The organism is Pseudomonas sp. 11/12A, from assembly GCF_000800055.1.
GTDB classification, from domain to species: domain Bacteria; phylum Pseudomonadota; class Gammaproteobacteria; order Pseudomonadales; family Pseudomonadaceae; genus Aquipseudomonas; species Aquipseudomonas mohnii.
This window is the reverse complement of record NZ_JUGV01000001.1, coordinates 1,698,561-1,711,319: the sequence shown is the minus strand read 5'-3', so window position 1 is coordinate 1,711,319 and position 12,759 is coordinate 1,698,561. Positions and strand designations below refer to the sequence as shown.

Annotated in this window: 7 protein-coding genes and 1 pseudogene; 1 reads left to right on the top strand and 7 read right to left on the bottom strand. The window is 54.8% G+C overall.

Annotated elements, in window-relative coordinates; genetic code table 11:
* Positions 1 to 368: 368 nt before the first annotated feature.
* On the bottom strand, positions 369 to 665 hold the full coding sequence (locus GQ39_RS07955; protein WP_236693083.1) for a nuclear transport factor 2 family protein: 297 nt from the start codon (positions 663 to 665) through the stop codon (positions 369 to 371).
* Between the two features lie 139 nt (positions 666 to 804).
* Complete coding sequence (locus tag GQ39_RS07950; RefSeq protein WP_047528702.1) at positions 805 to 1,719, bottom strand: LysR family transcriptional regulator; 915 nt, start codon at positions 1,717 to 1,719, stop codon at positions 805 to 807.
* Positions 1,720 to 1,841: 122 nt separating this feature from the next.
* Between GQ39_RS07950 and GQ39_RS07945 the strand changes: the two genes are divergently transcribed.
* On the top strand, positions 1,842 to 2,594 hold the full coding sequence (locus tag GQ39_RS07945; protein WP_047528701.1) for an SDR family NAD(P)-dependent oxidoreductase: 753 nt from the start codon (positions 1,842 to 1,844) through the stop codon (positions 2,592 to 2,594).
* Between the two features lie 96 nt (positions 2,595 to 2,690).
* On the opposite strand, the gene GQ39_RS07940 is transcribed toward GQ39_RS07945, so the two are convergent.
* The 5 genes and pseudogenes from GQ39_RS07940 to tnpC form a co-directional block, all read right to left on the bottom strand.
* Positions 2,691 to 3,434, bottom strand: coding sequence for a hypothetical protein (locus GQ39_RS07940; protein WP_047528700.1), 744 nt, complete (start codon positions 3,432 to 3,434; stop codon positions 2,691 to 2,693).
* A 160-nt stretch (positions 3,435 to 3,594) separates the two neighbouring features.
* Positions 3,595 to 8,586: a DUF3320 domain-containing protein gene (locus GQ39_RS07935; RefSeq protein ID WP_330218066.1), complete on the bottom strand. Its 4,992-nt coding sequence runs from the start codon at positions 8,584 to 8,586 to the stop codon at positions 3,595 to 3,597.
* A gap of 5 nt (positions 8,587 to 8,591) precedes the next feature.
* The gene (locus GQ39_RS33580) at positions 8,592 to 10,223 is read right to left on the bottom strand and encodes a DUF4011 domain-containing protein (RefSeq protein WP_330218065.1); all 1,632 of its coding nucleotides are present in this window, start codon (positions 10,221 to 10,223) and stop codon (positions 8,592 to 8,594) included.
* Positions 10,224 to 10,388: 165 nt separating this feature from the next.
* Positions 10,389 to 11,393: a hypothetical protein gene (locus GQ39_RS07930; RefSeq protein WP_047528698.1), complete on the bottom strand. Its 1,005-nt coding sequence runs from the start codon at positions 11,391 to 11,393 to the stop codon at positions 10,389 to 10,391.
* 205 nt (positions 11,394 to 11,598) lie between these two features.
* Positions 11,599 to 12,738: pseudogene (gene tnpC / locus GQ39_RS07925) on the bottom strand (IS66 family transposase); the annotation flags it as partial.
* Positions 12,739 to 12,759: the final 21 nt, after the last annotated feature.

Sequence of the window (12,759 nt, the reverse complement as noted above, 5' to 3'; positions counted from 1 at the left end):
GATTCTGTTGAAAAAGTCGGCCCAGATTTCCACGGTAGAAAAGTACGCGCTTGAGACTGAAATCTTTACATTGAGCAGAGGATTCCGGGCTCAGATTTCGCGTAGCAGCGCGCAAATAACGCATCTTCAGCGGTCAGTAGTGGGCAGTCTGGAAGAACCGACTTTTTCAACAGAATCGATCGACTGCTGCCCGTCGCGGCTGGCGGAAATCGGCGGATGTCCAGAGCTGCGGTATTTTAGGGTGACGATCTGTGCTGTGCTTAAGCAGGATCAGAAGGAGCAAATGCTTTAGCCGCAGCAACTGTGTCCAATGACTCGCGAAGCAACTGGATCTTGCCGCCCTTGGCCACCAGGCGACCTGCATACATCTACCGATAAATTCGTCCGGTAGCAGGCACCAAAGCTTCGATGCTGTATTCCGCGAACGCTTGGTCGGGTGTATCAATCAGGAACCGCACATTGCGAAACTTGAAGTCTGGAACCTTGGCCAGCAGAGAACCGATGAAAGATTCGATGGCTTCATTACCCTGGACACTGCTGGTGATCCCCAGGGATTCGAGGTAAGGAAGCTCCAGCACTCCATCTGCGGCGAAGAGCGAAGCGGCGGTGCCCGGGGATTGGATGGATTCCAAATACATTTGGAGCAGTTCTACGGCGTTTTTCATGCATTTTGCTCCCGAAACGGATGATGGGTTGGCTCGGTCTCCCGAGCCTGCCAGCCAACGTTATGAGATTCGGTAGCCTGCGAGAATAGAAACTATAGAAATACATCATTTCACTTTTGTGATACCAAGAACCACCTCGTCATGGCCACCGCCATTGTGGTTCTGCCAGACATCTGGCGAAGAAATCAGACAGCGCCTTGATCTTCACGGGGCGCGTACGGGCCGACGGTGTCACGAAATAAAGCCCGCCACGCATCATGTGCCACTCCGGCAACAAGGCGACCAGCCGCCCATCCGCCAGATATTCGCTGGCAATGAACTCGGGAAGTTCGGCAATGGCCACCCCATCCAGCAAGGCGGGTAACAGGGCGTCAGCGTTGGTCACCCGTAGCGGGCCGTTGGGGACGACGTCTTCTTCAGTGCCGTCGTCATGGGTAAAGCGCCAAACCTGGCTGCGTGACCGATACGCATAGCTGAGGCAACTGCGGGCTGCCAGCTCACGAGGATGGATGGGATGTCCGTGCTCCTCCAGATAGCCAGGAGAAGCAACAAGGTATTGGGTGACCGCGCATATCCGGCGAGCCACCAGCGACGAGTCAGGCAATACTGCGATCCGCAATGCCGCGTCGAAGCCTTCTGCAATAAGGTCGACCGAGGCATCGGACAAGTGAAGGTCTATCGACAACTCGGGATATTGACGCATCAATTGCGGCATCAGCGGCGCGACCCAACGCAGGCCGAAAGACATCGGCACCGCCAGGCGCACCTGGCCCCGGGGTTCTACGGATAACTCCTGAGCTTCGCTCTCCACCTCTTCGGCTTGCCGATAGATCTCACCCGCCTTGGCGACCATGCTCGCGCCAAACTCGGTCAGCGCCAGTTGCCTGGAGGTTCGGTTGAACAGTCGGCCACCCAAGCGCTCTTCGAGTCGAGAGACTGCACGAGACACGGTGGGCACAGAGACCCCCATGACCCGCGCAGCAGCAGCGAACGAACCTTCTTCTGCAACCTTGGCAAACATCGCCAACCCTTCGAAATCCGGAAGTCTGTTCATTTCATTTCTGCAACGATGAATTGCGGACAATTCTATTTTGAAAACAATCTGCCGTCGATAAGCTTCTCCCACACCGCAACTCAATCACTCGCAACACTTCAATCGAAACCGGGAGAAACGTCATGGCTAACAAACTCGAAGGCAAAATCGCACTGGTCACCGGCGGTACCACTGGCATCGGCCTGGCCACCGCCAAACGCTTCGCCGAGGAAGGTGCTCATGTCTACATCACTGGCCGACGCCAGGCTGAACTCGACGCGGCCGTAGCAACAGTCGGCAACGCCACCGGCGTTCGGGTCGACTCCACAAAGCTTGACCAGCTGGACGAACTGTATAGCCAGATCGGCGCTGCCCACGGTCGCATCGACGTGCTCTTCGCCAACGCCGGTGGCGGCTCAATGGTTGCGCTAGGGGAAATTAGCGAACAGCACTACGACGACACCTTCGACCGCAACGTCAAAGGCGTGCTGTTCACCGTACAAAAAGCCCTGCCGCTGTTGGCTAAAAAGGCTTCAGTGATCCTCACGGGCTCCACTGCCGGCAGTGCAGGCACCGCGGCTTTCAGTGTCTATGCCGCTTCCAAGGCCGCCGTGCGCTCGTTTGCTCGTAACTGGATTCTCGATCTGAAGGATCGTCAGGTGCGGATCAACACCATCAGCCCCGGTGCAACCCGCACCCCAGGTCTGGTCGATCTGGCCGGCCCGGATGCCGCCCAGCAACAAGGGCTGCTGGACTACCTGGCCTCGCTCATCCCCATGGGCCGCGTCGGCGAAGCCGAGGAAATCGCCAGCGCCGCACTGTTCCTCGCATCGGATGACGCCAGCTTCGTCAACGGCATCGAACTCTTCGTCGATGGTGGCCAGCAGCAGATCTGAATGCTCAGGTGGGCGGCGTCTCGAGCCGCCCTCCTACCTGCTGTCGAATGATTATGCTGAGACGGTTATCTGGCAGGTGAATTGACCTCGCACGCCCTATTCACCTACGCGCAAGTGTTCCAGTAAGAATCGTCGCGCAGCACGAGAAGATGCGCTAATACTGCTCGGGTGCTGGATTCGAAAGCATTGAATGCGCTGGTGCAACTTGAATCGCCACAATTGGTTACGCGGAATCCCTTGCTCGCAGAAGTCGCCCAGCTCACTACAGACACTCATTTCACCCTTATGGGGAAAATAACCTTGGCGAATCTTCGCACTGCTAGCGCCGTTAGCGAAGATAATGATGTCGGGCTGCAGAAGTTTTACTTGGGCTTTGAGCAATTGCTCCGAGATGTCTACTAATTTTGAAAAGTGCTCCCAGCGCATGGGAGATTTTTTGTTCCAGGCGAAACAGAACAGGTTTGCCCAAGCAATACCGTGCGTACCGTGTCCGTCTGCCAAGTCACGAAGCAGATTGAAGAAGCTTTCTCCTCGATCCTTGGGCTTAACGATGAATCTGGTGAGGTGATCCTGCTGTGTAGCCATCGCTTTATCGATGTAGGTTTCTAGGCTCTCGAATTTTTCATCGCCTTTCAACACATCCCAGCGGCGGGTTTCACGCCCTACCACCAGAATCCTTCGCGGAGCGGAATAGTATGCAGGCGAGGTGCCTGGGAGAAAAAGGCCAGAGAGCTTGGCGTACTCTGCTTCGTGGGATCGGCTTCTGTCGAGCCAGTGCTGCGGCAAGCCTGAGAGTATATCGCGGTAGGCATCGGCCAAGGATTGTTGCGGGCTATCCATTGCGCAGCTTCCTGAGTGAGGCCGCCTTGATAGCAAAAAAGAAAAATGCATTCAACTTATGTTCACGACCAAACCCCCAGGCCAACGCTATGCCCCAGCATCTCGTTGACCATTGAAGGTAGCTACATTCCGTCAACTGGAGCGATGTCAGTCGTTCACACTAACGATCTATCAAGCTAGTTTTTTCTAGCCTCAATCTACTGGGTGCGGTCAGCTTCTGGAGTCCTAACTCTCTTGCCATTGCATGCAGCAAAGCCTCCCCTGCTTTGCCTTTAGCACGAAGTTCTCGAGCGAGTGATGCCAGCTCATCGCCACAAATCTCATCAACCGGCCGGATGCTTGCCTCATCTTCTGGGCGTCTGCAAACAACGTTAGAGGAGTCAGTAATGTGGCTCGGCCAGTAGAAATCCCCGATATCGTCAATCGTCATACGATGCGTACTCTGAGCCATCGCCGACACTCTTTCCCGAATTTTGGAGCCAGTACGAACCCAGCCATGAGCCCTGGCAATTCGGCGAGCAAGAATCACATCGAGAATAGGCCCTTCTTGGCTAACCACATACTCGATAAGTGCGCTTAAAACGCCGGAGTAACTCGACTCAAAAAACGCATCCGGATCTACTCCCTGAACAACAGACGCAGGATCGGACTCCCGGTAGTAAACAACCTCCGTGGGTATGTAATGCGAATGCGAGCCTCCCTCCGGCGGAGGTGCCAGGGCGAATGTTGCATATTGCTGACTCTGAGGGGCATCCGTTTCGTCATTGGAGCTCTCGGATATCAACGGCTCGGACAGACCTGTGACCTCCTCGATCACTTCAATTACCTCCACTACTGCGGTTTCGGCCTGCAATCGGGCGGCTTCCTCCCGGGCTTCATGCTCGGCGCGCTGAGCTCTACTCAACAGGAGCAAAGCGGTTAGCCGTTCATGGATAAGATCAGCGGTGCCAACGGCATTGATCCACCAGTCAGTAGACCAGATTCGTAGTATTTCCCAACCAAGTCCGCGCAAGACGTGCTCGCGCAACTTGTCTCTATCTCGTGCCGTAGCGCTGCGATGATAGGTAGCCCCGTCACACTCCACACCAGCCAGGTAACGACCTGGCGCATCAGGGTCGACCACGCCTAAATCAATTCTGAATGCAGACACTCCAACTTGAGTGTGCACCTGCCACCCGCGGCTAGTGAGTGCCTTCGCGACCGCTTCCTCGAAGGGGCTATCAAAGCCGCCAACGCTGCCAGTGACCGCTTCAGCGAGTGCTCGCGGCCCTCGCTGCGCAAACTCAAGGAAGTGCTTCAGATCACGCACACCAATTGACTGGGTTCGCGTGAGATCTATTTGTTCAGGTTGCAAGCTAGCAAAGACGCATAGCTCGTGCCGGGCCCTCGTAATTGCGACGTTTAAACGACGCTCGCCACCAGGGCGGTTAATAGGGCCGAAATTCATTGCCAAGGCCCCAGCGGCATCACGGCCATAGGTTGTCGAGAAGTAGATGATGTCTCGCTCATCGCCCTGAACGCTCTCAAGGTTTTTCACGAATAGAGGCTCAAGTTCGGTGTCCGCAAAATAAGCTTCTAGCGAAGGTTCTTTACGACGAGCTTCGTCCAACAAATCCTCAATAAGCTTCTGCTGTTCACCGTTGAATGTAACCACCCCAATGGTCAGCTTGCTTTCCCGGAAACCAGGTGAGCGCAGACGCGAAACCACATCGGAGACGACTGCACGTGCTTCGATCAGATTGGTTCTTGAGCCACCTTTGGAATAGACACCCGCGATCTCATGCAGCTTGACGGCACGGTCATTCGTCACGGGGGATGGGAACGTCACGAGTTTGGACTCGTAATAACGTTGGTTCGAGAAAGCAATCAGGCTTTCATGACGACTACGGTAGTGCCAGTTAAGGTGACGAATCGGGAGGTTCGCACTGATGCACTCATCCAAAATGCTCTCAAGATCAGCTTCAACGTCTTCATCATCAGCCGTCGACTCTGCGCGATCAAAGAAAGACGTTGGAGGCAACTGTTTAGGGTCACCGACCATAACAACTTGCCGACCACGCGCCATCGCCCCTACTGCGTCCCACACCGGAATCTGCGAGGCTTCGTCGAAAATGACGAGGTCAAATGCACTCGCCCCAGGAGTGAGGTACTGGGCAATCGACAGTGGGCTCATCAGCATGCACGGCGTCAATTTCGTCAACGCATCTGGAATCTTTGACATCAACTCACGAAGAGGCAAATGGCGAGTTTTCTTACCCATTTCGTACCTGAGGACACCCCACTCTGAGGAGCGAGTGACAGTCTCCGGATTAGGTAGATCTGCACAGAGGCGCGCTCGCAGCCAATCCCGGGTCAACGCAGTGAAACGATCGTCTAGGGCTCTGAAATCCCGAATTCGTTGTTCATGCTCAACGCTGACAAAACCGCGAATGACTGGTTCGTTATCGACGACCGCGTTCAGCCACCAACGCGCGTAGTTGGTTTCGAATGAGTGGCGGACTTCGCCGGCTTTAACAAGGTTACCCTCCATAGCCTGAACAAGGCTCGAGAGCCCCGCACCGACCGCCTCTTCACGCACTTTGCGCCATGCACACCAAGCACGAACACCGGGTTCAGATCGAACCATGGACTCGCAATGCTGGAGTTGCGCGTCCAGCGTAAATTGCTGAATGTTGGCTTGCCCTGACTCTGTAAAGAGTCCCGCTGCTGCAAGTACATCCACACGCTGACGGAGTAACTCAAAGCACTGACGCAATTCAGCGCCTGATTGGCAAACCATGCCCTCGGGTTCAAGCAGTGAATTGGCGTCGCCCAGCAGCATCTGTATTGCACTGCGATAAGCAGATACAAGTTCAGGTGTCGTACCGAGCTGAGCGAGTGCGGATGCTAATTTGCCTTGGAACGCGACCGCGGCCGAGACCTTGTCTACCTTGGTTTTAAGGCCCGTCCACAGCCCTGAGCTAACGGCACCCAGATCTTCAAATTCCGACAGTGCTTTCTCAACGAGAAGTCGTTGCTTAAGTAGAGCAAGATCCGCCTGCATGGTTTTGCCGCATTGACCCGCTGCCACTTGGTCATGATCCCCCTCAAGCCCACCCTGCTCGACCACTTGACGACGCGAGGTTTGAAACGCGATGGCAGCGAACAGCAGTTCCGAGTCGGTGTTAAGCCCTTTCCATAATCCTTCTGTGATGTCTCCCAATTGAAAATAGGGCGCAAGCTCATGGTCAAGCAGGACAATAGACCGCATATGCGCGAGGTCTGATTTCAACTGCTCGCCACAATGACCTTCAGCGACCACCTCAAAACCGATATCTGTCCAAGGTTCATCCACAGTGACGCAGAGCGTTGCCTGCCGTAATTGAATGACAGCCTTAAGATGCTGCGCGACCGATAATGAACCGTCCCAAAATTGCTTGCAGTGTTCACCCAGTTCCATTGCGTCGAGCTTCTCGCGCAGGTCTCGGATCTGAATCCACACGAGCAGGTCTTTCGCTACATCGGGTTCTGCATCACCGGAGACGGCTGTTGAGAGAGTCTTTGTAACTTTGCGCGTCCCAATCAGTGACTTGGGCCAGAACGACTGCTCAGCGTGCTGCCAATCTCCGAGTAACTCGCGTACATCAAGTGTTTCGACGATATCTGTGTACGTCACGGAGAGCTCTTGTTTGAGCTCCGCAATACAGTCGAGCATTTCTATTGCTTGGCTCAATGTCTCAAACGTCTGCACTGGCCAGGCTGGGTTAAGTTGCGAAAGCAACGCACGGCGCCTTCCCAAAAGGCCGAGGGCTTTTTCGGCAGCATTGACTGTCGAGATTGGCCACACCGGTGCAAGTTGCCGGCTGAGCAAGCGATGCTTTTCTACCAGCTCACTACCCTCAGACAGTCGTTGCGCAATCATGCGGCCATCTGGACGCAGCACAAATCGCCAATCATGACCGGCCGCAAGCGGCAGCGTTGAGGAAAGGAGCGAAAGGCCATTGCAAACGGAAGGCACCAAAGTGGCGATAGGCAAACTCGCGGCGGTGCTGAGTTTTTCCGCGGCTCGAATAGCAGCTTGCGCGGCTGGAAGTACGTCTCGCGCGGCTTGAATTAGCTGTTGCTGCCAGGAAGGTGACCACTCTCCTTGCCCAACCAAGCCCAATGGATGGGTCGAAAGTGCTCCATATCCGATGGCCTGGGCATTCACCTCCAGACGATCAGACAGCTCCCTCAGTGCGGTCATATCTTCACGGGTATGAGCATGAGGCGATGACCACGACATATTCATGGGTGCAATGGAGACGCCGCCACACACAACGCCTATCGCGTGGTAAATGCTGTATCCATTCGTGTAACGTTTGTGCAGTCGATCAACGTATGTGTTCAAACCCTCGCGCAAAGCCTGAAGACGATCAGCTTCGGCATGCCAAGTCGCGGAATCCACGACCCCCTTTGCATCCCAGGCCGACTGCAGTTGAGCAAGCACGTCGGTTTTCCGCGCTTTGCTGGAATGGACTTCCAAGCAGAACTCACCCAGGCCAACCTCACGTAGACGCCGGTAAACTACATCCAACGCTGCGATTTTTTCGGAGACAAAAAGCACGCGTCGGCCCTGAGCCACCGATTGTGCAATGAGGTTGGCAATGGTCTGGCTTTTACCGGTTCCTGGTGGGCCAATTAGAACGAAGTCTTTTCCCTTCGAAGCCGCCATCACCGCGGACAACTGCGATGAGTCAGATGGCAGTGGGCAGAACACTTCTCGGGGGTTGAAGTCGACGTCCAGGCGCCGATCTTCGGGGAACATAATCTCGGAAGGGAAAGCGTCCCGCGGAGTATCCAGCAGGTGCCGCACGACCGGACTTTCCCGAAGCGCATCGGCATTCTCAGCGAGGTCTTTCCACATCAAGTATTTTGCGAAGGAGAACATAGACAGAACAACGTCTTCCACGACCTCCCAGCCCGCGATGTCCTTAACCGCACGCCCTACTGCTTTCCAGATAGCATCAATATCCAGGCCCGAGTCATCCCGAGGAAGCTCGGTTTCAAGCGACCCTAGATTCAGTTCAAAGTCTTGGCGAAGCATCTCGATGAGCGTCGGGTTGAACCTAGGCTCATCGTCATGCAGCACCATGGAAAAACCGGAACGCGCGCTTTTGCGTTCAAGTGTCACAGGGATCAGGACAAGCGTGCTCGGTACTTCAGTCCACCCTTATCCGCTCGCTCCCAGCTCAAAAAGCCCAGTGCAAGGTAGAGGGTGTTGGAGCCCCCTTCTTGCAAAGCTGTTCGTGCGCCACGATAGAGTTCGATCAGCCGCGCTTCCATTTCCGTGCTGGAAAGGCCGACAAATACCTCATTCCGTTTCAATGCATCCAACGCATGGAGACGACGAACATCTTCTCGCTCACGTAGTTCGTAAAGCGCCTGGTCACGCGGATCAGCCCCATCCATCAGGTCGGGACGTGTCAGCAATTTCAGTTTTTTACCGCTCGCCAGGAGATCTTCCAGAGCCGCAGGATCGGGTGACTCAAGCTTCAACGACTTTTTCCCAGCCTTGAAGTTGAGCAAGTTATTGCGAAGCGACAAGTCCAGTAGCTTGCGTTGCCAGCGCCCCAGACGATCTTTTGGATCAAGCAGACGCTCATCCAGCTCGACCGTAACCGCCTCATCTGGTAATGCTGGTGCAACACCGACTAATAGCTCCGAACCACCGGCGATATCATCGTCCGTCGGCAACTTCGAAACCTGCGCGTCAGCACTGGCCAATGGCTTAATTCGCTGCAGGCGCGCTCTACGCACATCCAACAATAGTTCGAAGTTCTCATCCTGCCCTTCCGCAAGCAACTGCTCGCCACGATCGGTCGCATACGTAAAATGTGGCACAGGATGCTGAGTAGCGAACGTGGTCTCGAACAGCATTAGTTCTTTGAGCTTCAAACGCTTTCGAACAGCCGTGATGTCGTCGATCACGGTTGTAGAAAATTCTTCAGCTTTGAGCCACACGCCGGCAAATGCGTGCCCCTTTGTGAACACCAGAACAGGATTGAGACCTGCCTGCTCGATCGCAGCACAGAAGAACAAAGAGAGATCAAAGCACGTCGCTAAGCCATGTTCCGTGAGGTGACTGGGGCTACGTACTTTTTGTCCGGTTTGCTCAAAGCTGGCCGGAGGCAGCGCGTAATCCAGCTTCATACGCGCAACAGCAGCCCAAATGGCTGACGTCAGTTCCCAAGCTCGTTTTGCGCCTCCGGCATACCCATCAAGAGCAGAGTTTTTATCGCTCTGACGCAACACTTCTGCCGTCTGCTTCAGCAAACGCTCAACAGCAAGGTCATTCGGCTGAACGAATGCAGCTGTCATATCAGGAAGATGAGAGAGTCCGCCCCAGTGATTGCGCGGCAGCAACTCCAATGCCAATTCCAGACGAGCAATTTCCGCCCGACCAGAGTCAGCAGACGCGTCGGCCGCGGTCAGCGTATAGGTAAGCGTGGCGTTTTCAGCTTCGGTCAACCGACCTAGTAGGGCACCATCCAAAACGAGGTCGTGACCAGGGATAGGCATGAACGCGTTTGGAGTTAGAGAATCAATACGCCAGATCTTGGGCTTGAAGACTTCAGGATAGGCCGTCAGCGTCAGTACTAATTCGTTGTATTTGATCGCTGTTTCATTGATGACTCGCAGTTCCCGAATAACAGGAACGGCGTTCTGATAATCCGCGAGATTTAGCTTTGCAACGACGGTACTGTGAATGCTTACAACTTTGACTGGCTCTACTTCAGGCTCAACCGTGATTTCTGCGGCCTCGTCCATGCGCTTCCCCTATCCTACGTGGTGGCGCACATGAACGCGGAGCAAGGTTAGTGGGCTCAACGCGGCAAGTAGACGCCAGAAATGACCACTATCTTATAACGGGATCCAAAGGCGAGTCCGCTGTATTTGCCAGTGCAAAAGCGGTTCACCTATACCGTTTATCTGTTAGGCGCTGGTGGCGAACTGACGAGCATCCAATGCCTTAACTGGTTGAAAGCCGGCTGTCTTTTTGAAAGATGCGTTGTGCACAAAATTCTTCATCGAGTCGGACGGATCTATCGAGTCCATGTTCAATGACTCCAAGGTGCGCCGGGACACTGCGACACTCAAAATAGGTAACTCTTCGATGTGTCCGGTCGCGGAATTGAGGACGTCGTCGACGGCCGTCACGATCACAAGGTCATCAGGGAGCATCGACAAAAGCTCGCGCCCTACCCTCAAAACACAGCTGCACACATAGTCCTGCAAAAGCTCGTTGTATTTCCCTGCCGGCATCTTCTTCGTTGAAAGCTTTCCGCTCTGCAGCAAAGATTTCACCTCAGCAGGAATAACCCGAACGCCATGAACGCTAAGGTTCGCTTCTACGAGCCCCGTGTCCCCTATGGTGAATTTGATCGATGTGCCGAGATGAGATATGTCTGTAAAAGGGTCGACTAGCTTGATCGCTTCAAGCTTCGCCTTCCCTTCACCATTCAGAACGCCCTGCGCGATCGTGAATTCCTGCCGCCAAGAGTCATGCTCGACTCGCCACTTCGCGACAGCGGCTTCATGATCTTTGCCATCGTGAAGGCGACCCGCCTCAATGGCGGTGGCCAGGCTCTTACGCTGGCGCGTTTCGAGCTTGAACAGTCGAACGAAAAATCCAGGAGCGTAGCTTTGCTCGCGAGATTTCGCATGCGCTTCACGTGTACCTGCGAAAGAAGGTTTTACTGGCTCAGCCCTATCTACGAACGACTGCCAGTCAATCTCCTCTCCACATTCTTTGTGCACCGAAAGCAGAACATCGATCTGGTTTTCGTAGACTTCGACCTCGTAAGCCGCCTGCTCCAAGGCTTCCATCTTGGCGTACTCCTTCTGGCGAGCCTGGAGCTCACGCTGCCTGCGCTGGGCATTACGATCAGCTTTACGCGAAGCTGCTTGCATCGAACGCAACGTTCCTTTCCAGCCCATATCTCATTCCTTTGAAGTGTTGGCTAAGCGGAGTCAGTCCACTGACAGCCTTGGAGGATGATGGCATCTTAGCACCAAGGCACAGTTTGGAAAGGAGATGAGCCTGATGAAGACTACGCGAGCTTTGTTGGGCGATACGACGAATCAGTAGAGCAGCTTCGTAAGCGCGCCATGAACCCCACATTTTAGAGGTGGGGATCTATGCCTATCCTGGAATTTGCGGCGTGCAGTTCCACGGTAGCAGGGCCTCGAAGTCTTCTACGCTCGAAGCTTGTGGCAGGCGCTCAAGTGCGTGGCGCAGCCACGCATAAGGCTCTTGGCCGTTGGCTTTAGCCGTCTCGACCAAACTGTAAAGTTGAGCGCTGGCCGTCGCGCCTTTGGGCGTGTCGCTGAACAGCCAGTTCTTGCGCCCGATAACGAAGGGCCTGATCGCACGCTCTGCCACATTGTTGTCGATCGGCAAGTAACTGGTTTCGGTGTAGCGCACCAACTTGATCCAGTTGCTGGTCAGGTAGCTGATGGCTTTGCCCAGTGCATTTTGCGTCGTCACTTGTGGCTGGGTTTTCTCCAGCCATGTTTGCAACTGCGCCAACACCGGCAGGCTGCTTTGCTGTAGGCTTTCGTGGCGATGTTCATCGCCGACTTCTTTTAAATCTCACTCGATACCGTACAGCTTGTTAATCAGATTCAGGGCGATATCGGCACGCCCGGTTTTGCCTTTAGGCTGCACCTTTTGCGCCTCGACGAACTTGCGTCGAGCGTGTGCCCAACAGCCTAAACGTTCGACACCGGATTGCGCGCCCAAGGCGTTATAACCAGCGTAATCATCGGTCATCAGGTAGCCGCGATAACCTTCGAGCGGGCGCGACGGAACCTCTTGCGCCCGGCTGGTCGAGTAGTCAAAAAGGATCACAGGCTGATTCGGCGGCCCGCCGGTTTGCACCCACATCTAGGATTGGCTGCTCGGTTCTCGATCAGGTTCCTTCAGCACTTGCACACGCGTTTCGTCACAGTGGATGACGCGGCTTTCCAGTAGCCGATCCCGCATCAAATTTAGCAACGGCTGCAAGTGTTCGCCGCACTGGATAACCCATCGAGCCAACGTCTGGCGTGGGATATCGATACCGTGGCGGCCCAGCACCTTTTCGAAGCGGTGAAGCGGTAAGCCGTCGACGTATTTGGTCGTCAGCAGCATCGCCAGGACACTAGGGCTGGCCATGCTTTTTTCAATTAGTTGAGCCGGTTTGTCCGCTGTAACCGGTGCGGTTTCACAGCCACGGCAGGCGTAGACCTTGCGCACATGTTTGATCACGCGGATTTGCATCGGCACGATCTCGAGCTGCTCGATATCCATCATATTCATCTC